The organism is Ciceribacter sp. RN22 (assembly GCF_024054295.1).
Lineage (GTDB): Bacteria > Pseudomonadota > Alphaproteobacteria > Rhizobiales > Rhizobiaceae > Allorhizobium > Allorhizobium lividum.
The window spans coordinates 993,677-1,012,768 of the sequence record NZ_JAMXLD010000001.1 but is presented as its reverse complement, the minus strand read 5'-3'; the positions used below and the strand labels follow the sequence as shown (position 1 = coordinate 1,012,768).

Here is a 19,092-nt window from a genome sequence, read left to right as displayed (position 1 = left end):
AGTCCGGCATGACGGCGGTGTCGTGCTTGCGCCGCCCCCCCCCACGAAAAAACCGCCGGATCGCTCCGGCGGTTTCTTTCATCCGAGACGTGTCGGCCCCGATCAGACGAACTGGCTGAGGCCCGGGACGGAGGCGACGACTTCGTCGACGACGTCGGCGCCGGCGTATTCGCGGGCGGCGGCGATGGTTTCACGCGAGAGCGAGGTGATCTCGCCCATGCCGAGGCCGAGCGCCATCAGCTGCTGGCCCAGCCCCATGATGCCGCCGCCGCCGATCGCGCTCATCAGCCCGCCGAGCAGGCCCTTGCCCTCGCCTTCGCCGTTATACCTGGCGACGAGGTCGACGGCGCCGGGGATTGCCTCGATCATCTTTGCGACCGGGCCGTCGGCCGCCTCGCGCTGGAGGAAGCCCAGCATCATGCCGACCGCCTTTTCGGCGACATCCGCGTCGATGCCGACATTGGTGGCGATGCGGTTTACGAGTTCATTCATGGTCTGCCTCCGTTTGAAATTCTGACGTGAACGTCAACGTAATTAATTCCGCCTGCGAACTCAAGCGCCGGGGCCGCTCCCCACAGGCTTTTTCGCCGCACCGCGCCGCCGCGCCGGGGAAGCGCCAGATGAGCACCGGGGGAAGCACCGGGCTGTTGTCATGTTCCATACTATCCTTATAGTTACAACCTGTTGTTTGGATGAATGCGGGAATGCCGGGCGCCGCCCTCCCTGCGAAAGACGAGGCCTCATGCTTGTTGACGGAAAGCTTTTCATCGGCACCAGCCGCAACCCCGACGACAGCCTCAACAAGCCGGAATATCTGGAGCTGAAGTTCGGCAATCGCCACGGACTGGTGACCGGGGCGACCGGCACCGGCAAGACGGTGACGCTGCAGATCCTCGCGGAGAGCTTCTCCGAGGCCGGCGTGCCGGTCTTCTGCGCCGACATCAAGGGCGACCTCTCCGGCATCGCCGCGAAGGGCGAGGCGAAGGACTTCCTTCTGAAACGCGCCGAGACAATCGGGCTCTCGCCCTATGAATTCCGCGCCTCGCCGGTGATCTTCTGGGACCTCTACGGCGAGCAGGGCCACCGGGTGCGCACCACCATCGCCGAGATGGGCCCGCTCCTCCTCTCGCGGCTGATGGACGCCTCGGAGGCGCAGGAGGGCGTGCTGAACATCGCCTTCAAGATCGCCGACCAGGGCGGGCTGCCGCTTCTCGACCTCAAGGATCTGCAGGCGCTCTTGAACTACATGGGCGAGCACGCGAGCGAGCTTTCGAGCCAGTTCGGGCTTGTCTCCAAGGCCTCCGTCGGCTCGCTGCAGCGCGGACTGCTGATCCTCGAGCAGCAGGGGGCGGAGAATTTCTTCGGCGAGCCGGCGCTTGCGATCTCCGACATCATGCGCACGACCACCGACGGCCGCGGCATGATCTCGGTGCTCGCCGCCGACAAGCTGATGATGAACCCGAGGCTCTACGCCACCTTCCTGCTCTGGCTGCTCTCCGAACTCTTCGAGGAACTGCCGGAGGTGGGCGATCCGGAAAAGCCGCGGCTCGTCTTCTTCTTCGACGAGGCGCATCTCCTCTTCGACGACGCGCCGAAGGTGCTCACCGACCGGATCGAGCAGGTGGTTCGCCTCATCCGCTCCAAGGGCGTCGGCGTCTACTTCGTCACCCAGAACCCGCTCGACGTTCCGGAGACGGTGCTCGCCCAGCTCGGCAACCGCGTGCAGCATGCGCTCCGCGCCTATACGCCGCGCGAGCAGAAGGCGGTGAAGACGGCCGCCGAGACCTTCCGCCCCAACCCGGCCTTCGACTGCGAAACCGCGATCACCACGCTCGGCACCGGCGAGGCGCTGGTCTCGACGCTGGAGGGCAAGGGCATTCCCTCGATGGTCGAGCGCACGCTCGTCCGCCCGCCGGCCTCACGGCTCGGACCGATCACCCCGGCGGAGCGCCAGCAACTGATGGCGACAAGCCCGGTTTCCGGCCTCTACGACCGCGATGTCGACCGGGAATCGGCCTATGAGATCCTGGCCGAACGGGCGCGCAAGGCCGCGGAAGCGGAAGCCGCCCGCCGCGCCGAGGAGGAAAAGCAGGAGAGTGTCGGCGGCCGCTGGACGCTGCCGGGCTTCGGCGACGAGACCGAAGAGGGCACCAAGACGGCGAAGAACGGCACCCGCCGCAGCTCCGGCTACAAGCGGGAATCGGTGCTGGAAGCGGCGATGAAGAGCGCGGCGCGCTCGGTCGCAACCTCCGTCGGCCGGGCGCTGGTGCGCGGCATTCTCGGCAGCCTCAAGCGGTAGAGAGCACCAGGCCTTCGGGCTCGACCTCCCCTCACGACGGGCGGCGGTCGAGCGCCGGGGCAAACGGCTGCAGAAGACGATAGAGCCGCGCTCTCAGGACAGGCAGCGCCGAGCGCTCCACCAGCGTATGGAAGGCGAGCGAGAAGGCGAGAAGGCCGAAGACTGCGACGAGGATCGCGACGCCCGGATGAACGAGGGCCGCGAGCGGCGGGATCGTGACATAGCCGACGTGCTGATGGATCAAATAGAGCGGATAGGTGACGCCGCCGACGAGCTTCAATGGTCCCCAGAACCGGCGCGGCAGGTTCGCCCGCGCGATCAGCACGAAGAGGGCGGCGCCGCCGAGGACGGCGGCCGCAATCACCGGTCGCGACAGCGCGCTTCCATATTCCGCCTCGAACCAGGAAGCGGCGCGAAGCGAGGTGAAGACGCCGTATGAGAGCGAGAGCACGAGCAGCGCGAGCCGCGTGGGCGTGACGCCCTTGCCGAGACGCTGGAGCGCGATGCCGGCGACGAAGAAGCCGCTATATTCGGTGATCAGCGCATCCTGCAGCAGGCGGACCTGGAAGAAGGCCTCGTTGGCGAGGGAGAGTGCCAGCCAGCCGAAGGCAATCGTCTCGATGTCGTCCAGCCGCTTGATGACGAGGAGCAGGAAGATCCAGCCGTAGAAGACGAGTTCGAGCACGATCGACCAGTAGGCGCCGTCGACGAAGGGTTCTCCGAGCAGCAGCGAGAAGACCATGAGGTTGGCCCCGTACTGCCCGGGACTGACCTCGAAGCGCGGATTGGCGGCGATGACGACGACGAGGGTGGTGATCGTCATCATGACGATGAAGGTTGGATAGATGCGCACGAAGCGCGAGACGAAGAATTCGAGCGGCGTGCGGCCTTCCGCCGAATAGAGGATCACGAAGCCGCTGATGATGAAGAAGATGCTGACGCCGAGATAGCCGTAGGCCGCGGCACTGCGGAGCATATCCGGCAGCGGCATCTGCGGCAGGTCGCCGGCGGCCTCGCCGCGAAAGAGGAAATGGAAGCCGACCACGGCCATCGCGGCGAGAAACCGCAGCCCGTCGAGCCCGAAGAGGTGCTTTTCCATGATCCTGAAGCCCCCGGTCGCAATCCGCGCCGCGCACGGGCGCCTTCCCCCGCCCCTTCTTAGCGGGGAAATGTTAACAATCTACCTTTGGTGGAAAACGTCAAACGCGGACACGCAACCGCAAGCTTTGCGACATATGTGGCAGGCTTCCAGAGGCGGGCGTGCCGGGCCGATGCGCTTGCGCTATGATCGCGGCCAAGGATGGAGCCGGGAGTGTCGGGGCGATGACGATCGACATGCTGATGGGGTTGCTGCCCGTCGTCTTCATGCTGCACGAGTTCGAGGAGATCATCATGCTGAAGCCGTGGCTGGCGAAGAACGGCCCGGAACTCGAGCGGCGCTTTCCGGCCGTCGCGCGACGGGTGCTGCCGCTCTACGGCAGCCTCTCGACCTCGGCCTTCACGGTCGCGGTCCTGGAGGAATTCCTCATCCTGACCGCGCTCACCTATGCGGCGATCGCCTTCGGTCTCCACGATCTCTGGGCGGGCCTGCTCGTCGCCTTCCTTTTCCATCTTCTCGTCCATGTCGGCCAGACGATCCTCTGGCGCGGCTATTGCCCCTTCATCGTCACCAGCCTGCTTGCGCTCCCCTATTGTCTCTACGCGCTCTCCGCCCTCGTCCGGTCGGGCGTGATCTCGCCGGGTACGACGGCGATCTGGTCGGTCGCGGCGACGGTCCTCGTCTATCTCAATCTCTGGCTCGCGCTCCGTCTCGCCGGCCGCTTCGAGGCGTGGATCGGCAGCACTTTCGCCACCCCGCGCTGACGCAAGCCGGTCCCCTGCCCCGAACTGATCCGGATCAATGTTGTGGGCAGGCGCCGCGCCTAATGTTATAAAATGCTGATGTAGAAGACTTTCCCGCAGCGGCCGGCATCCGGACCTTGTCCGGCCGGCATTTGAAGGACGTCCGGCATGGCGCATAAACAGGTTCTCTTTCGTGACGAGGCCCGCGCGAAAATCCTGCGCGGGGCAAGCCTTCTCGCAGACGCGGTGCGCATCACGCTCGGCCCGCGTTCGAAATCGGTGCTGATCGAGAAGAAGTGGGGCGTGCCGGTCGTCTGCAACGACGGCGTGACGATCGCCAAGGAATTCGACCTCAAGGACCCCGAGGAGAACCTCGGCGCCCGCATGCTGCGCGAGGCGGCGGAAAAGACCGGCGCCATGGTCGGCGACGGCACCAGCACCGCCACCATCCTCGCGCATGCGATCTTTTCCGAAGGGCTTCGCAACGTGGTTGCGGGCGCGAGCGCCGTCGACATCAAGCGCGGCCTCGACCGGGCGACGAAATGCACGGTCGAGGCGCTGAAGACGCTGTCGCGGCCGGTCGCCACGACACGCGAAAAGCAGCAGGTGGCGGCGATTTCCGCCCATAACGACGAGACGATCGGCGCACTGATCGCCGAGGCGATCGAGAAGGTCGGCGACGACGGCGTCATCACCGTCGAGGAGGCGAAGACGACGGAAACCCACCTCAACGTCGTCGAGGGCATGCAGTTCGACCGCGGCTATATCTCGCCCTATTTCATCACCAGCGCGGAGGACATGGAGGCGGTGCTCGAAGACGCCCGCATCCTCCTCTTCGACCGCAAGATCTCGGCGCTGATGGACCTCGTGCCGCTCCTCGAACAGATCGCCAAGTCGGGCCGGCCACTGCTGGTGATCGCCGAGGACATCGAGGGCGAGGCGCTCGCCACCCTCATCGTCAACCAGATCCGCGGCACCTTCCACAACTGTGCCGTCAAGGCGCCGGGCTTCGGCGACCGGCGCAAGGCGATGCTGGAGGATATCGCGGTGCTGACCGGCGCCCAGGTCATCTCGGAAGAGACGGGCGCCAAGCTCGAAAACGTGACGCTCGCAGAGCTCGGCTCGGCCGCCCGCGTCGTCATCGACAAGGAGACGACGACCATCGTCGGCGGCGCCGGCGACCCGGTGCGGATCAAGGGCCGCATCGACGAAATCCGCCGCCAGATCGAAAAGACCACCAGCGACTACGACAAGGAGAAGCTGGAAGAGCGGCTCGCCAAGCTCTCCGGCGGCGTCGCCGTCATCCGCGTCGGGGCGCCGGCGGAGGCCGAGATGAAGGCGAAGAAGGACGCGATCGAGGACGCGATCAACGCCACCAAGGCGGCGGTCGCCGAGGGCATCGTGCCGGGCGGCGGGCTGGCGCTCCTGCGCTGCGTCGGTGCGGTCGCCGCCGAAGAACAGAAATGCGAGGGCGACGAGCGCACCGGCGTGCAGATCCTCAAGCGTGCGCTGGAGGCACCGGCCCGGCAGATCGCACTCAACTCGGCGGCGGACGACGGCGTCGTCGTCGAGCGGATGCTGCAGGGCTCCGGCGCCTATGGCTTCGATGCCGGGCGGCGGGAATATGTCGACCTGATGGAAGCGGGCATCATCGACCCGACCAAGGTGGTGCGGATCGCGCTCGAAAACGCCGTCTCCGTCGCCGGCATCCTGCTGCTCACCGAGGCGACGATGACCGAGGTGCGCGAGCCGGCGAAGCCACCGGAACCGGAGATGGGCGGCGTCTGAAATTTACCTCGGATCGCCGGGCCGGCCTTGACCGCCTCGCCGCCAGCCGCCATGTCCACCTCGACGCGGCAAGAGAAGACGAGGAGACGGATGGCCTTTCGCATCAACAACGGTTCGCTCTATCCTTATGCCGCCGGCGCGGTGGTCGCCGGCCTGCTTGCCGCCTTCGGCGTGATTGCCGACGAGGTGAGCGAGGGCGAGACGCTCGGCCTCGACGAGGGCGTGCTGATGGCGCTGCGCACGCCGGGCAATCCCGCCGATCCGATCGGCCCGGCCTGGCTCGAGGAGGCCGCCCGCGACGTGACCGCGCTCGGCAGTTTCTCGGTGCTGACCATTCTCGTGCTGGTCGTCGTCATCCACCTCTTCCTCATCGGACGACAGCGGACCGGCTGGTTCGTCGCCTTCTCGGTGATCGGCGGGACGATCATGAGCACGACGCTCAAATCCTTCTACGACCGCCCCCGCCCCGAACTCACCGGCGTGGCGCGCGTCTTCACAGCGAGCTTTCCGAGCGGACATGCGACCGTCTCGGCCGTCGTCTACCTGACGCTCGGGGCGCTGCTTGCGGAAATGGCGGAGCGGAGGAGCCAGAAGGTGCTCTATCTCGGCTCGGCGATCTTCCTCACCGTCATCGTCGGCGCAAGCCGCGTCTATCTCGGCGTGCACTATCCGACGGACGTCATCGCCGGCTGGTCGATCGGTGCGGGCTGGGCGCTCGCCTGGACGCTCGCCGCCCATCTGGTGCGCAAGCGGATGAAGACGGAGGGGTGAGTGCGGGTGGCGGAGGGAATTGCCCTCCATGTTCCGAAATCAGGCAGCAAATGCCGGCAAACGATACCTGCGTGGGGTGGGCGGCGACGCGCCAGTTGCGGGCGTTGAAGCCACAGGCGCGTCTGCTCGCATACGTTCCAGACCAGATGCCTGCCCGTGGCGTAGGCCGCTGAGCAATAAATGAAGTTACGCTAGTTGAGGAGTGGATGCATTTGTCGGCCAAGTCTTTTCGGGTGGCGCTCGCCCAGGTTCTATCGGATGCAGACATTGATGCCGTCATCGACAGCGCGTCCGACGCAGCGGCAGATGTTATCGTGTTTCCTGAGATGTTTTCGAACGGATACAGCAAATTCGATCCTCAAGACGCCACCGCGCGTGCTGCGTGGCTCGATGGCGCTGTAGATTTGCAGGGAGCGTTTATCGAAAAATTCCGTGCCGCCGCGCGCAGAACAGAGATTGCGATTGTTGCAACCTTCCTAGAGAAGGCGGAGCCCAAGCCTTTCAATTCCGCCGTTCTGATTGATCGTAACGGTGACATCGTACTTCATCAAAGAAAGCGGCATATCTGCTTTTTCGATGTGCCCGAAGAGGCCTGCGCGCCTGGGGATAGTTCTTCAGTTTTTCGTCTTGACATCCGCCGTGGGCAGGTTGCTGTCGGGATCATGGTGTGCATGGATCGCGAGTTTCCGGATGTTGCATCCGATCTGGTTCGTTCTGGAGTAGAAGTCATCCTCGTGCCGAACAGCAGCCCTCTTGTCGATGATGTCGAGGTCGGCGACATTCGCGTTGCCGGGATCCGTGCAACAGCTTTTCAATCAGTGATCGGAATCGCGGTCGCAAATTACCCCGAACCTAAAGATGACGGACATTCCTTTGCTGTGGGCGCGTCGGGGCAGATGCTCGCAATGGGAGGCAAGCAACAGGGCATCATCTACACGGACTTCGATCTCGACCAGCTAAGGGCCGCTCAGGAAAAGGAATGGTTTCGTCGCATCCGGTGACCGCGTCGGGCCGACTGCCGTCATGGCAGGATCGCGCCAACAGCAGACGTTGCCGCTGCCACCGAAACTAAATACCTTGAGGTGGTTCAGAGTCATCGTTGATCTTATCAACAATCATCGCTGGTCGGGGCTGCATTGCTGACTGATAGTCGCCCCGTAGGGCTCTGATTTTTATCGCAAGTGCTTACTGAAAAGTAGAAGAGCGGCGAAAGCAGCCACAACCGAGGCCACCCGGATAACTGCTCGGAAATCGTAGGCTTGCGCTATAAGGCCGGTCGCGGGGCCTGCAAGAATGCCGCTGACACTCAGAACATTCCAGTAAAGCGCGGTGGTCTGCGCAGGGCGATCGCCGGAGAAAGACTGCACGAAACTGATGCCGATGCTGGCATAGAGGCCATAATACAGCCCCTCCAAGGCCGCGCCCGCCAACATCTGTGGATAGGTCTGCACACAGGACAGCAGCAGGATCGTTACGGTTGCCAACACCGCCACCGCGACAAGTGGCCATTTCAGGCCAAAGCGGGAGATGATCATTGGCGTTGTGAAGATCGCGAGGACCTCCACGAAGGTCTTCATGCTGAAGGCTGTGCCCGGCGCATAGCCCGGTAGCCCAACTTCCCGCACGTAGAACAATGGCAGTGCGCTGAATGTCAGAGAGTGGGCTGAGGACAGGCAGAACACGAACGCGGCCGCCAACCACAGGCCGACGGGCTTGTTGGAAGAATGTGCGTGTACCGATCCGGACTTGGGACGAAACGTCATATCGCGCGGGATAATTATCCACCACATCAACGCCCAGCAGCATGCCAGTGCAAAAGCGAGCTTGAAGACGGCACCTTCGCCGAAGCGCTCGGCGAACAGGAAGGCGACCGCCGGGCCTATCATCCAGGCGGTTGATGTCGTGGCGCGCAGGAATGCGTTGGACCGGCCACGCGTAATCTTGCCGCGTTCTGCTATGACCGCACCGAGGCTGAACATGGTGGATATCGCACTACTGCTCAGACCGAATCCGAGCACGCCGAAGCTCAAAACAACCCAGAAGGATGGTGAAATCGACAAGGCAGTCGTGGCAAGAAGGTAGCCCGCCAGTGCTACTCCGATCAGCGGAAAAGGAGCAATTCCCGCATCCAGCCAGCGACCAAAGGTGCGGGTGCAGATTATGCCGAGAACGGTAACGCCACCCGCATAGAGGCTGATTGTCCACGGCGCGCGCCCCAAACCCTCCACAATGTAGTAAGCCATGAACGGCCCGATCATGGAACTGCAGGCCGTGCCTATGAACAACACAAGCAAGAAGGGATAAAGCGAGAGCGACCGGCTGCTCATCGTCGCACTCATGGAAATGCCTTTCGAGATGCTGTCGTGGATGTTTCCGCAACGTGCAAATTCAGGTCGATAAGCACGAACTATGACAGCCGTGTCACAGGCTAGTTGTGATATGAAGAAGTGCACGGTTGGTTCGTCCGCTTTGGGCCGACGGTGGACGTCACTGGTATTTGTTCCATAATTCCGCATGTTCTCTGCCCCTCACCCTGACCTGCCGGCAGGGTGCCGGATGCCGATCTCCCCCCTTGAGGGGGGTGAGGAGCGGCCGGCGAAGTCGGGCAATCGATCCGGTGAATCGATTGCAGCGACGAACGCCGGCAGGGCAGAGGGGGTATCCCCCGACAAAGCGCCTGACGATCACCCCCCTCTGTCACTTCGTGACATCTCCCCCTCAAGGGGGGAGATCGGGCAGACGCGGTGTCCCCCTCGCCTGCGATTTCTGGCACTTAGGCCTTCGACCTAAGATGCCGAAATCGTGTCCTCTCCCGCCAGGGGAGACGAAGCGGCCGACACGTCGCCTCCCGACGTCAGCGTTTGCCCGCGACAAGCGCGAAGAAGGCGCCCTGCGGATCGAGGCACTGGGTCACCCAGGCGCCGCCGGGAACTTCCATCGGCCCGGAACAGATCGTTCCGCCGCCGCCGGTCACCCGTTTCATCGCGGCGTCGAGTTCCGGGACGACGAAGTAGTAGCCCCAGAAGGCGCCCGGCATGTCCGGCGTTTTCGTCATGATGCCGCCGATGTCCATGCCGTCACGGGCAAAGAGCTGGTAGATGCCCATCGCGCCCATGTCGTAGCCCTCGCCCTTGGTCCAGCCGAACATGCGGGCGTAGAAGTCGAAGGCCTGCTTGCCGTCGCCGGCCATGAGCTCATGCCAGCCGACGGTTCCGGGCGTCATCGGCGGCGGTTCTTCCGGCATCGGTCCTTCCGGCATGTTCGGCTTGAAGACGTTGAGGAAGGCGCCATGCGGATCGGCGACGACCGCAAAACGGCCGATGCCGGGTATGTCGGTCCCCGGCAGGAGGATCTTGCCGCCGTTTTCGGCAAATTCCTTCGCCTTGGCATCGACGTCGTCGACGGCGACATAGCCGCACCACGCCGGCCTCACGCCATCCTTCGCCATGTCCGGCGTGATCGCCATGAGCCCGGCCGAACCCATTTCACGGCCCGGTATGTTGAAGACGGTATAGGGGTTTCCCTGCGGCGTCGCGCTCTCGAAGTCCTTCGCTTCCCAGCCCACCACATTCTTGTAGAACGCGGCGGCGGCCGGAACGTCGTTGGTCATCAGCTCGTACCAGACGAATTTGCCTTGCATCGGTATCTTCCCTCCTCGGGTTGCTCAGGATTGTCTCTGCATTTCGCTCGTCATGAAGGTGTCGAAACTGCCGTCGGGCTGGCGGACGCTGCACGTGAAGCGGCGAGTGTTGTCGTCGACGAAGGTGATGGTGTCGTGGTAGATCGCGGACCTCGACGGATCCTCGAAATCCGGCCTTTCCGCCTCGAGCGTCAGCGTCCTGCCGTCGGGCTCGATCCAGCCCTTGTAGACCCAGAGCTTGGTCATCATAGAGCCGACCCAGCTGCCGACATAGTGGCCGGCCTGAGGGTCGTAGCCGAGCGTCATCAGGACCGTGGCCAGACGCCCGTCCGACATCTTGCCGCGGCTCTCGGCGACATACCAGAGGCCGTCGAGCGAGCGGACCGTCTCGGTCCAGTAGTCATCGGGGCTGTCGGGCCCGCAATCCTCGTTGCCGGTGGCCGAAGTGACGACCCAGTCGCCGAGAAGCCTTTCGAGAAAGTGGTGTTCCTGCTGCGGTACGGCGAATTCCATCATGACCTCATCCTCCTCGATGGGGTTTCAGAAAAGATGCCTGCAGATGTGGACGGCTCAGGACGCGGCGGCGCGCGGCTTGCCGTCGTATTCGTCGTGGCGACGGATGAAATCCATCGTCGTCCTCTCGTTGCGCCCCTTCGGCGCCCGGTCGAGGATCATCAGCGTGCCGATCAGTTCTTCCGGTCCCCGCGCATAGCTCGAATAGGTGTGAAAGACGCTGCCGCCGGCATCGCGGTAGAAGGCGCTGAGCCCCGGAAGCTCGGTACCGGCATCCTCCGCCGGCATTGCGGTGAAATTATAGAAGACCTTGCCGGAAGCGAGGTCCTCCGGATCGAAGGACACGTGATAGTCGCGGTTGAAATCGGTGCCGAAGGACGAAACCCAGGGGAAGTGCCAGCCCATGCGGCGCCTGTAGGCCTCGATCTTTTCGAGCGGCGCGCGGGAGACGGCGACCAGCGTCACGTCGTGATGGTTCAGATGCGGCAGCGTGCCGTCGAAGTGGTCGGCGAGGAAGGAGCAGCCGGGGCAGCCGGCCTGCCAGTCCGGGCCGAGCATGAAGTGGTAGATCATCAGCTGGCTGCGTCCATCGAAGAGCGCGGCGAGCGTCTTCGGCCCCGACGGCGTGTCGAAGACGTAATCCTTGTCGACCTTCACCCAGGGCAAGGCCATGCGCTCGGCGTTCAGCCGGTCGCGCAGATGCGTCGCCTCCTTCTCCTTCAAGAGCAGGGCGCGGCGGGCCTCCAGCCATTCTTCGCGGGATACGACAGGGTGGTCCATGATCCTCTCCTCCTCCGGACAGGCGCGGTTTTGCTTGACATTTAGGTTGATATCAACATATTTATTACATGTCAAATCAGCCGCTGATTCCTTTTTCGACCACCCTCCATGTCCGCGACACATGCCTCTGCCTCCACGCCCAGCGCGCCGCCCGCGCACTGGCGCGCCGCTTCGATGCCGCCTTCAAGCCGCTCGGGCTCACCAATGGCCAGTTCTCGCTGATGATGGCGCTCAACCGACCCGAGCCGCCGCCCATGGGACCGGTGGCGCATCTGCTCGCCATGGACCGCACCACGCTGACGGCGGCGCTGAAACCACTCACCCAGCGCGGCTGGGTCGCCGTCGTGGCGGACGAGAAGGATCGCCGCGGCAAGCGGCTGAAGCTGACGGAGACGGGCATGGCCGTGCTCGCCGAGGCGGTGCCGATCTGGCGGCGCGAGCACGAGGAACTGGAGGCAGGCCTCAGCATCGATCCGCAGATCCTGCGCCAGGGGCTGATCGAGGTGGCGCGATGACGCGTCCCCTCTCCCCGCTTGCGGAGAGAAGGACGCAAGAACTTCACCCGAAGCTTTCCTTCAGCCGGGGATCGGCCGAGAAATCGGCGAGGGAAAAGCCGAGCCGCCGCTCAGGAAACGCGCAGAGCGCCTGCACGCCCGCCCGACCGAGACGGATGTGCCAGGTCTGGCGCTCGAGGGGTTCGCGGGCGGCGAAGGCGAGCGCGCTCAAAAGCGCGATGTTCATGCCGCGCTTCGGATCGCGCACCGAGCGGTAGAGGATCGCCTGCCCCTCCGCCGCGCGCGCGGCATCGGCCAGCGACTGGCAGGCCTCGTAGGAGACGGGATGCTCCCACGCGGCGGCATCGCGCGAAAGCGGCGGCGCGGTGAGGTCGAGCCCCCGCGTTGTCGTGACGAGGGCGGAAAAGGCGGTGTATTCCGCAGCGTTGGCGGGCAGCGGCGTGTCGGGCGATTCGGCGAAGAAGAGCAGCCGGTAGAAGGCCATTTCGGCGAGTGCCGTCGTGACGCTTTCGGCGGCATAGAAGACGCCCGGCGTGCGGCCGGCCCTGCGAAAGCGCGAGCCCTTCGGGTAGACGGCGCCGTAGCGGAACGGTGTCGCGAGGAGATAGTCGAGGCCGGCGCATTCCGGCGGAAGCGCCGGCTTGGTTTCTTCGAGCAGGCTTTCGAGCAGCGATTGTTCCTCGACCGTGTCGACGAGCTTCATCGTCGAGACCTGGTGCTGCGCCTCGACGAGCCGCCACCACGCACCCGAGACGGCGCGGAACTCAGACGAGAGCGCGGCGGGCGTCCAGATAGGCAAGGACATCGACGAGCCCGGATATGGTGAGGATCTTCTGCGCCGGTATGCCGCCGAGCGCGGTATTCTCGTTGCGCAGCCAGTTGCGCGCCACGGCCTCGTCGCCGCCGGTGATCGCATCGAGCGAGCGGAAGACGCGGACGAAGAGGAGCGCAAGTTCGAAGGGCTTGCTGCCGCGCTCCAGCCGGAAATTAAGCCGCTTCATGCGCGAGACGCTCGCCTCGGAGAGGCCGAGCACGGCGGCGAGCGTGCGGGCGCTGAGGCCGAGCCGGTCGGCGGCATTGACCACGGCCTTGGTGACGACCGTGGCCTCGGAGGCGGGTGCGGATGGTTCTTCCAGAGCTTCCAGCATGACCTCACTCCTTTCCATGGAAGAAATATAATAGATTTCTTTCCAGAGACAAGGATTTTATGGCCGAGGCATCGGACGGCCCGCACGGGACCGCCCTGTCCTGCGCCTGATGGGTTCCCGCAGTCGGCCTTACTCGACGCTGACCGGAACCTCGGTCGAGGTCCGCATGGCATGGCTGTAGGGGCAGACGATGTGGGCGGCGGCCACCAGACGTTCGGCGACCGCGCGTTCGACGCCCGGAATATTGACGGAGATCGCCACTTCGATGCCGAAACCGGTGCCGTCGTCGCGCGGGCCGATGCCGACGCGCGCCGTGACCGTCGTGTCTTCCGAGAGCTTTATCTTCTCCTTGCCGGCGACGGCCTTCAACGCGCCGAGGAAGCAGGCGGAATAACCGGCGGCGAACATCTGCTCCGGATTGGTGCCGGTGGCGCCGTCACCGCCGAGCTCCTTCGGCACCGTCAGCTTCACGTCGAGAACGCCGTTGTCGGAGACCGCGCGGCCTGCGCGACCGCCGGTTGCGGAAGCCTGGGCGGTATAGAGGATTGCCATTCGTGTTCTCCTTCGTCGTTGGGTTTATGCGCATTTATATATCGAGCAATTGAATTGTGTGCAATTTATTTTTGCACGTTGCGACCGCGGCACAGAATTGAGAGAATGCGCCGGGGAACACTGGGACCGATCGACGGATCGGAAGAATCATGCAGAACAAGAAGGCCGTAAAAGGACCGCGTCTCGACAACCAGCTCTGCTTCGCCATCTACGGCGCCGCACATGCGTTCAACCGTGCGTACAAGCCGCTGCTCGAGCCGCTCGGACTCACCTATCCGCAGTATCTCGTGATGATGGTGCTCTGGGAGAACGACTCTCAGCCCGTCAAGGCGATCGGCGAGCGCCTCGGCCTCGATTCCGGCACGCTCTCCCCGCTGCTGAAACGCCTGCAGCAGGCGGGCTACGTGGCGCGCGAGCGCTCCTCCGGCGACGAGCGGCAGGTCATCATCTCCCTGACCGACGCCGGCGCCGCCCTGCAGCAGAGGGCGGCGGACGTCATGCAATCGATCGGTATCGCGACCGGCTGCACCCGCGAGGAGATCGACAGCATGCGCGAGAAGCTGCATGCGCTGCGCCGGCAGCTTGCGCCGGAGGAATAGAGGGCGGAGGTCTCGGGAGGTGTCATGTAGCAGGTGCCGCTGGCGACCGGTTTGGGCCGGAGGGGATATCGTAATATGGTTTCGTCACCATCAATCTAGTGATTCAGAGTGGGGCAGTATGAAAGCTATCAACGCATCCAGTAATCATGGATGGCGAGGCTCACTATAAGAACGGGTATGATCGCAACCCCGATACAATAGGCGAAATGCGCTCTGCCAGCCCATTTGTCGCCCTGCCTGGAACGCTTCCTCAAGACGCTTGTGACCAAATAGAAGTTCGCAATTCCGCCAAACCATACGGGCTTGCCATCGCCCTCATCATGCTCGCTCGTGATTTTACGCGCATACAGGTAGGGCACGCCACTGCATACCGCGCTGAGTGCTATCACCACTGTTACCCACCAAGGCATGCATCTCTCCGTCGAAGCACCAAAACCGGACATGTACCCTCTTAGCGAGCAACCATTAATGACTGCCCCTGAAGCAAAGCTGCCGCGAGCTCGCGCCGGAGGAATAGGAGGCGGAGGTCGCGGCAGGTGTCATGTAGCAGGGGACACCGACTACCGGTTTGGGGCCGGAGGGGATATCGCGCGCAACCCTAAATAGACCATTCACAAAATTGAAAGCCGAAGGTCGTATCCGAAGAAACGAGCTGTGGGGGCCGCTGATCGGCTTCTGGTTGAGGGGCAAGCCGGGTGCTGGGGAACATGCTGATCTTGGATGGCAGTTTATCGGATATTTCGAACTGTCTTCAGCGAGGATACTGGGCCTTCCTGATCGCTCTGATCTCTTTGACCGCCTTTTCCTTCATCGCGATAATCATCGCTCGCCTGAACCGCGATACTGACGCTAGCGCGGTGCACGTGAGCGGGGGCCGAATTGGCTCTTATGCATTGTCAGGACTCCTGGTCCTCATGATTGTTGCAGGCAGTGCGGTGTTTGGCGTCGCGCGAAACCGTACCGTTCTCTTCGTGGAAAATGACCAACTCGTCGAGCGTGGCTGCGTGAAGTTGCGCTCCTACGAAGACCGGTTTCCTCTGAAGGAAATGGAATTCAATTATGAATTCCATCCAAAAGGGTCGATCCACAGACTGCGTCTTCAGCCGTCGCCTACGAGCAGAACGCTCCGCGTGACGCTTAACTCCTCCGCGCGACTTGGCAATCTTGCGATGATCGCGCCTGTTGCCATGAGCGACTACGTCATCAAGCTTCAGGAATTGGGTGAACCGATACCGGCACCCCTGAAATAGGTCAGTACAAAACGCCTCTTTGTGAGCTTTGCCGTTCTGCTGGATGGCCCAGCTACAGTCTGGCATCGGGTGAAAACAAAAGTATTTGGACAACGAACGACCACTATTGGCGCAACCCCTCCGACGTCGCGCCGGTATCGCTCGGCGGCATTTGCGGCCTGATTTCGGACATCTCCCCTCAGCCGTCGAAATCCTGCGCCTTGACGTCTTGCGCCCCGTGCATCACGCGGAGGATCACCACGCGATCGGGGTAGGTGCGAAAATAGATGCACCTCCCGCGATAGGGAAAACCTCGCAGACCTTCGAGAATATGGTCGCGAGGAGATAATCGAGGCCGGCGCATTCCGGCGGCAGCGCCGGCTTGGTTTCTTCGAGCAGGCTTTCGAGCAGCGATTGTTCCTCGACCGTGTCGACGAGCTTCATCATCGAGACCTGGTATTACCCCACGCGTTCGATGCGATAGACGCTGGCCGGCGGCAGGTTCAATAGCACGAAGCGGGTGTGGCAGGCCCTGAGGCCCAGGCGGCGGAGGAGCGGTTGCGGGACCGGGCAGCGCGGCCCATAGGTGAACTGCCAGAGAGGCGCATCCGGCTTCAGAGTGCGGAAGGCCCCCTTCAGGATACGGGTCACCTGCGGTACCGGCATCGAGAGAAGCGGCAGGCCGCTCACCGCCGCATCGCAGGCTCCCGCTTCCGCCGGCAGCGTGGCCGCGTCACGGGTCAGGATCAGCGCGTCGGGGAACCGATCCGCCAGCAGCCGGGCGAAAACCGGATTTCGCTCCACCAGCAACAGATCCCTCTCGGCTACACCCCTTTCCACGAGTGCCCGGGTGAAGACTCCGGTGCCGGGGCCGAGTTCAAGCACCCGGGATCGGGGCTCGATTTGCGCCGTCATGGCCTCCGCCAGACGGCGGCTCGACGGCGCGATGGCGGCAGTCTCGAAGGGCTTCGCCAGCCAGGACTTGAAGAACAGCAGGTGATCGGAAGGGTGCAAGGGGCGGTTCATCGGGCAGCTCCGTCTCGAATGACGGAAACCTTCTCATCCGCTTCGGCCGAAGCCGCATTAACCCGGGTTAAGCGCGGCCCGGCTCTCCTGCTCCTCACGCACCCGGCGGGCGATGCGCGACAGGCCGACGGGCGTAATGCCGAGATAGGCGGCAAGGTCCTTCTGCGGGATCCGCCCCAGGAGAGCGACCTGCTCGCGCACCAGCAGACGGTAGCGCTCCTCCGCCGTCAGGGTGAGGAACTCACGCTCGCGCCGCTCCTTGCGTTCGGCGAGGATAATGAGCGCGTTACGCAGCATGCGCGACCAGGCGAGGTCCCGGTCGGCCAAGTCTTCCAGCAGAAAAAAGGGCAACCGCTCCAGGCTGGACGCCTCGATTGCGGTGACGGTGAAGCTCGCCCGTCCGGCGACCAGCGCCGACAGGCTGCCGAAGAACTGGCCTTCGGCGACGAACGACTTGATCCATTCCTCGCCGTCAGCCCGCAGATAGGTGAATTTCAGCAGGCCCTGCCGGACCACGTAGACGAAGGGATGCGGATCGTCCTGCCGAAAGACCGCCTCACCTGCTCCGACGTCGATGCGGTCGATGCTCGCCAGCACCCGGTCGCGCTCCGGCAGGGCCGCGGCGGCGATGCGCTCGAAAAGGGTGAGGCTCACACAGTCTTCGGGCTTAACCCGGGTTAATGCCATGGCACCGCTCCTGCTGCATCCTGCGGGTGGACATCTCATTCACACGGGGAAGATAGCATGGGAACCTATATCGTCACGGGGGCGAGTGCCGGAATCGGCCGCGAGATCACCCTGCAGCTGGCGGCGCGCCGGCATCGCGTGCTGGCTCTGGCGCGGTCCGAGAGCCGGCTGGAGGCGCTCGCGGCCAGCGACAGTCTCATCGTGCCGGTTCCGATCGACCTCTCCGATCCTGACGCGATCACGCGACTTTCAGAGGAATTCTCCGGATACGACATCGACGGGCTGATCAACAATGCCGCGATCCAGGAGAACGTCCGCTTCGATGCCGACACCTATGGACCCGATGCGATCCGCGCGGAGATCACCACCAACCTGACGGCACCGATCCTGCTCACCCATCTCGTCGCGCGGAATAGCCGCCGGCCGCTGACCGTGGTCAATGTCAATTCCGGGCTGGCATTGTTCCCGAAGTCGACCTCCGCCGTCTACTCGGCGACCAAGGCGGGGCTCAGGATGTTCGCAGAGGCGATGGCGGCGCAGGCGGGCCTGCAGATCCGGGTGGTCGATGTCATCCTGCCGCTCGTGGACACGGCAATGACGGCCGGCCGGGGCAAGGGCAAGATCGCGCCGCAGGTGGCGGCGGAGGCGATCGTCGCGGCGCTCGATGGCCGGCGGCGGGAGGTCTTCGTCGGCAAGGCGAAGGCGCTACGCATCCTTGCACGGATCGCACCGTCGATCGCGGCGCGGATCATGCGACGGATGTGACGGCTGGCCGCAACGAAACCGACGGTCCCATGGACCGCCGTTTTCGTTAGAGCGTTTCCGTCACTGCCAGACGACGACGCGGGCCTTGTTCGGCACGCGGTCGTAGAGGTCGATGATGTCCTGGTTCATCAGGCGCACGCAGCCGGAGGAGACCGCCTTGCCGATCGACTGCCATTCCGGCGAGCCGTGCAGGCGGTAGAGCGTGTCCTCGCCGTTCTGGAAGATGTAGAGCGCACGGGCGCCGAGCGGGTTCTTGAGGCCGGGAGGCATGCCGCCGTTGTCGGCCGAATATTTCGCGAGTTCCGGCTGGCGGGCGATCATTTCCCCCGGCGGCGTCCATTTCGGCCATCTCTGGCGCCACTGGATGACGCCCGTGCCCTGCCAGGCAAAGCCCTCGCGGCCGATGCCGACACCGTAGCGCATCGCGGTTCCGCCCGGCTCGACGAGGTAGAGGAAGCGCGAGGGCGTATCGACGACAATGGTGCCCGGCGCCTGGCCGGTCGGGTCGATGACCCGCTGGCGATAATAGCGCGGATCGATCCGCTCGTAGGGCACGGCCGGGATGACGAAGCCGCCGTCGACCACCTCGCTGTACATCGCAGCAACCTCGGCCGAACCGCGGGCGGGCGGACGGGCGATGGTCATCGGCCCGCCATAGGCGGGCGCCGGGGCGTAAGGCCTGTTGTAGGTGCCGGAAGAGGCGCAGCCGGCAAGCAGGCTTGCGGCACCGACGCCGGAAAGGGAGAGAAAGGCGCGCCGAGAGAGAGAACCGGGAAGTGTCATGGGGGAATCGGGCTTCCTGTGCAGTTTCGGGTTCGGGGAAGGATTAAAGCCGTGAAACCCTAAACGTTCCCCTTACACGCCATGTTGTGACATGACGAGTCGCTAAAAGACATACACATTGATGCCGCAGGAAGCGTTCACTTTTGCGCGATGGC

Annotated in this window: 21 protein-coding genes and 1 pseudogene; 9 read left to right on the top strand and 13 right to left on the bottom strand. The window is 63.9% G+C overall.

Annotated elements, in window-relative coordinates:
• Positions 1-102 precede the first annotated feature (102 nt).
• Complete coding sequence (locus NHF53_RS05015) at positions 103-492, bottom strand: hypothetical protein (RefSeq protein WP_252833341.1); 390 nt, start codon at positions 490-492, stop codon at positions 103-105.
• 250 nt (positions 493-742) lie between these two features.
• Between NHF53_RS05015 and NHF53_RS05010 the strand changes: the two genes are divergently transcribed.
• Positions 743-2,299, top strand: a complete 1,557-nt coding sequence (locus NHF53_RS05010; RefSeq protein WP_252833340.1) for a helicase HerA-like C-terminal domain-containing protein — start codon at positions 743-745, stop codon at positions 2,297-2,299.
• 31 nt (positions 2,300-2,330) lie between these two features.
• Here NHF53_RS05010 and NHF53_RS05005 read toward each other — a convergent pair whose 3' ends face one another.
• Positions 2,331-3,398, bottom strand: a complete 1,068-nt coding sequence (locus tag NHF53_RS05005) for an acyltransferase (RefSeq protein WP_252833339.1) — start codon at positions 3,396-3,398, stop codon at positions 2,331-2,333.
• Positions 3,399-3,622: 224 nt separating this feature from the next.
• On the opposite strand from NHF53_RS05005, the gene NHF53_RS05000 reads away from it, so the two are divergent.
• The 4 genes from NHF53_RS05000 to NHF53_RS04985 all read left to right on the top strand — a co-directional run bounded on the left by NHF53_RS05000 (position 3,623) and on the right by NHF53_RS04985 (position 7,701).
• Entirely contained in the window at positions 3,623-4,162 is a 540-nt protein-coding gene (locus NHF53_RS05000) for an HXXEE domain-containing protein (protein WP_252833338.1), read from the top strand.
• A gap of 147 nt (positions 4,163-4,309) precedes the next feature.
• Entirely contained in the window at positions 4,310-5,929 is a 1,620-nt protein-coding gene (gene groL / locus NHF53_RS04995) for a chaperonin GroEL (RefSeq protein ID WP_252833337.1), read from the top strand.
• A gap of 90 nt (positions 5,930-6,019) precedes the next feature.
• On the top strand, positions 6,020-6,700 hold the full coding sequence (locus tag NHF53_RS04990; protein ID WP_252833336.1) for a phosphatase PAP2 family protein: 681 nt from the start codon (positions 6,020-6,022) through the stop codon (positions 6,698-6,700).
• 212 nt (positions 6,701-6,912) lie between these two features.
• Positions 6,913-7,701 (top strand): carbon-nitrogen hydrolase family protein, encoded by a 789-nt coding sequence (locus NHF53_RS04985; protein WP_252833335.1) that lies wholly within the window; start codon positions 6,913-6,915, stop codon positions 7,699-7,701.
• Between the two features lie 171 nt (positions 7,702-7,872).
• On the opposite strand, the gene NHF53_RS04980 is transcribed toward NHF53_RS04985, so the two are convergent.
• From NHF53_RS04980 to NHF53_RS04965, 4 genes are all read right to left on the bottom strand, one after another.
• The gene (locus NHF53_RS04980) at positions 7,873-9,039 is read right to left on the bottom strand and encodes an MFS transporter (RefSeq protein WP_252833334.1); all 1,167 of its coding nucleotides are present in this window, start codon (positions 9,037-9,039) and stop codon (positions 7,873-7,875) included.
• A gap of 515 nt (positions 9,040-9,554) precedes the next feature.
• Positions 9,555-10,340: a VOC family protein gene (locus NHF53_RS04975; protein WP_252833333.1), complete on the bottom strand. Its 786-nt coding sequence runs from the start codon at positions 10,338-10,340 to the stop codon at positions 9,555-9,557.
• A gap of 24 nt (positions 10,341-10,364) precedes the next feature.
• Positions 10,365-10,853 carry a DUF1579 domain-containing protein gene (locus tag NHF53_RS04970; protein WP_252834917.1) on the bottom strand — a complete coding sequence of 163 codons (489 nt, stop codon included), beginning with the start codon at positions 10,851-10,853 and terminating at the stop codon, positions 10,365-10,367.
• A 57-nt stretch (positions 10,854-10,910) separates the two neighbouring features.
• Positions 10,911-11,633, bottom strand: a complete 723-nt coding sequence (locus NHF53_RS04965) for a thioredoxin family protein (RefSeq protein ID WP_252833332.1) — start codon at positions 11,631-11,633, stop codon at positions 10,911-10,913.
• Between the two features lie 68 nt (positions 11,634-11,701).
• Between NHF53_RS04965 and NHF53_RS04960 the strand changes: the two genes are divergently transcribed.
• Positions 11,702-12,148, top strand: a complete 447-nt coding sequence (locus NHF53_RS04960) for a MarR family winged helix-turn-helix transcriptional regulator (RefSeq protein ID WP_252833331.1) — start codon at positions 11,702-11,704, stop codon at positions 12,146-12,148.
• A 43-nt stretch (positions 12,149-12,191) separates the two neighbouring features.
• Here the strand turns inward: NHF53_RS04960 and NHF53_RS04955 are convergent, their stop codons facing one another.
• The 3 genes from NHF53_RS04955 to NHF53_RS04945 form a co-directional block, all read right to left on the bottom strand.
• Positions 12,192-12,953 (bottom strand): RES family NAD+ phosphorylase, encoded by a 762-nt coding sequence (locus NHF53_RS04955; protein WP_252833330.1) that lies wholly within the window; start codon positions 12,951-12,953, stop codon positions 12,192-12,194.
• The gene (locus tag NHF53_RS04950; protein ID WP_252833329.1) at positions 12,913-13,296 is read right to left on the bottom strand and encodes an MbcA/ParS/Xre antitoxin family protein; all 384 of its coding nucleotides are present in this window, start codon (positions 13,294-13,296) and stop codon (positions 12,913-12,915) included. The genes NHF53_RS04955 and NHF53_RS04950 overlap by 41 nt, the downstream gene beginning before the upstream one ends.
• A gap of 129 nt (positions 13,297-13,425) precedes the next feature.
• Positions 13,426-13,848, bottom strand: a complete 423-nt coding sequence (locus NHF53_RS04945; protein WP_252833328.1) for an organic hydroperoxide resistance protein — start codon at positions 13,846-13,848, stop codon at positions 13,426-13,428.
• Between the two features lie 149 nt (positions 13,849-13,997).
• Between NHF53_RS04945 and NHF53_RS04940 the strand changes: the two genes are divergently transcribed.
• On the top strand, positions 13,998-14,447 hold the full coding sequence (locus NHF53_RS04940; RefSeq protein ID WP_252833327.1) for a MarR family winged helix-turn-helix transcriptional regulator: 450 nt from the start codon (positions 13,998-14,000) through the stop codon (positions 14,445-14,447).
• Positions 14,448-15,154: 707 nt separating this feature from the next.
• The gene (locus NHF53_RS04935; protein ID WP_252833326.1) at positions 15,155-15,697 is read left to right on the top strand and encodes a hypothetical protein; all 543 of its coding nucleotides are present in this window, start codon (positions 15,155-15,157) and stop codon (positions 15,695-15,697) included.
• A 306-nt stretch (positions 15,698-16,003) separates the two neighbouring features.
• On the opposite strand, the pseudogene NHF53_RS24265 reads toward NHF53_RS04935, so the two are convergent.
• The 3 genes and pseudogenes from NHF53_RS24265 to NHF53_RS04920 form a co-directional block, all read right to left on the bottom strand.
• Positions 16,004-16,123 (bottom strand): annotated as a pseudogene (locus NHF53_RS24265) (RES domain-containing protein); the annotation flags it as partial.
• Between the two features lie 12 nt (positions 16,124-16,135).
• Entirely contained in the window at positions 16,136-16,702 is a 567-nt protein-coding gene (locus NHF53_RS04925; protein ID WP_252833325.1) for a class I SAM-dependent methyltransferase, read from the bottom strand.
• A 57-nt stretch (positions 16,703-16,759) separates the two neighbouring features.
• Entirely contained in the window at positions 16,760-17,389 is a 630-nt protein-coding gene (locus tag NHF53_RS04920; protein ID WP_252833324.1) for a Crp/Fnr family transcriptional regulator, read from the bottom strand.
• 57 nt (positions 17,390-17,446) lie between these two features.
• Between NHF53_RS04920 and NHF53_RS04915 the strand changes: the two genes are divergently transcribed.
• Positions 17,447-18,154: an SDR family NAD(P)-dependent oxidoreductase gene (locus NHF53_RS04915; RefSeq protein WP_252833323.1), complete on the top strand. Its 708-nt coding sequence runs from the start codon at positions 17,447-17,449 to the stop codon at positions 18,152-18,154.
• Positions 18,155-18,214: 60 nt separating this feature from the next.
• On the opposite strand, the gene NHF53_RS04910 is transcribed toward NHF53_RS04915, so the two are convergent.
• Entirely contained in the window at positions 18,215-18,937 is a 723-nt protein-coding gene (locus NHF53_RS04910) for a L,D-transpeptidase (RefSeq protein ID WP_252833322.1), read from the bottom strand.
• Positions 18,938-19,092: the final 155 nt, after the last annotated feature.

Bases quoted from the DNA above. Each gene is read 5' to 3' on its own strand.
- NHF53_RS04925 (WP_252833325.1), bottom strand. From the start codon at position 16,702: ATGAACCGCCCCTTGCACCCTTCCGATCACCTGCTGTTCTTCAAGTCC.
- NHF53_RS05005 (WP_252833339.1), bottom strand. From the start codon at position 3,398: ATGGAAAAGCACCTCTTCGGGCTCGACGGGCTGCGGTTTCTCGCCGCG.
- NHF53_RS04950 (WP_252833329.1), bottom strand. From the start codon at position 13,296: ATGCTGGAAGCTCTGGAAGAACCATCCGCACCCGCCTCCGAGGCCACG.
- NHF53_RS04910 (WP_252833322.1), bottom strand. From the start codon at position 18,937: ATGACACTTCCCGGTTCTCTCTCTCGGCGCGCCTTTCTCTCCCTTTCC.
- NHF53_RS04965 (WP_252833332.1), bottom strand. From the start codon at position 11,633: ATGGACCACCCTGTCGTATCCCGCGAAGAATGGCTGGAGGCCCGCCGC.
- NHF53_RS04920 (WP_252833324.1), bottom strand. From the start codon at position 17,389: ATGGCATTAACCCGGGTTAAGCCCGAAGACTGTGTGAGCCTCACCCTT.
- NHF53_RS04970 (WP_252834917.1), bottom strand. From the start codon at position 10,853: ATGGAATTCGCCGTACCGCAGCAGGAACACCACTTTCTCGAAAGGCTT.
- NHF53_RS04990 (WP_252833336.1), top strand. From the start codon at position 6,020: ATGGCCTTTCGCATCAACAACGGTTCGCTCTATCCTTATGCCGCCGGC.
- NHF53_RS04955 (WP_252833330.1), bottom strand. From the start codon at position 12,953: ATGTCCTTGCCTATCTGGACGCCCGCCGCGCTCTCGTCTGAGTTCCGC.
- NHF53_RS04980 (WP_252833334.1), bottom strand. From the start codon at position 9,039: ATGAGTGCGACGATGAGCAGCCGGTCGCTCTCGCTTTATCCCTTCTTG.
- NHF53_RS04940 (WP_252833327.1), top strand. From the start codon at position 13,998: ATGCAGAACAAGAAGGCCGTAAAAGGACCGCGTCTCGACAACCAGCTC.
- NHF53_RS04915 (WP_252833323.1), top strand. From the start codon at position 17,447: ATGGGAACCTATATCGTCACGGGGGCGAGTGCCGGAATCGGCCGCGAG.
- NHF53_RS05000 (WP_252833338.1), top strand. From the start codon at position 3,623: ATGACGATCGACATGCTGATGGGGTTGCTGCCCGTCGTCTTCATGCTG.
- NHF53_RS04945 (WP_252833328.1), bottom strand. From the start codon at position 13,848: ATGGCAATCCTCTATACCGCCCAGGCTTCCGCAACCGGCGGTCGCGCA.
- groL (WP_252833337.1), top strand. From the start codon at position 4,310: ATGGCGCATAAACAGGTTCTCTTTCGTGACGAGGCCCGCGCGAAAATC.
- NHF53_RS04935 (WP_252833326.1), top strand. From the start codon at position 15,155: ATGCTGATCTTGGATGGCAGTTTATCGGATATTTCGAACTGTCTTCAG.
- NHF53_RS05010 (WP_252833340.1), top strand. From the start codon at position 743: ATGCTTGTTGACGGAAAGCTTTTCATCGGCACCAGCCGCAACCCCGAC.
- NHF53_RS05015 (WP_252833341.1), bottom strand. From the start codon at position 492: ATGAATGAACTCGTAAACCGCATCGCCACCAATGTCGGCATCGACGCG.
- NHF53_RS04975 (WP_252833333.1), bottom strand. From the start codon at position 10,340: ATGCAAGGCAAATTCGTCTGGTACGAGCTGATGACCAACGACGTTCCG.
- NHF53_RS04960 (WP_252833331.1), top strand. From the start codon at position 11,702: ATGTCAAATCAGCCGCTGATTCCTTTTTCGACCACCCTCCATGTCCGC.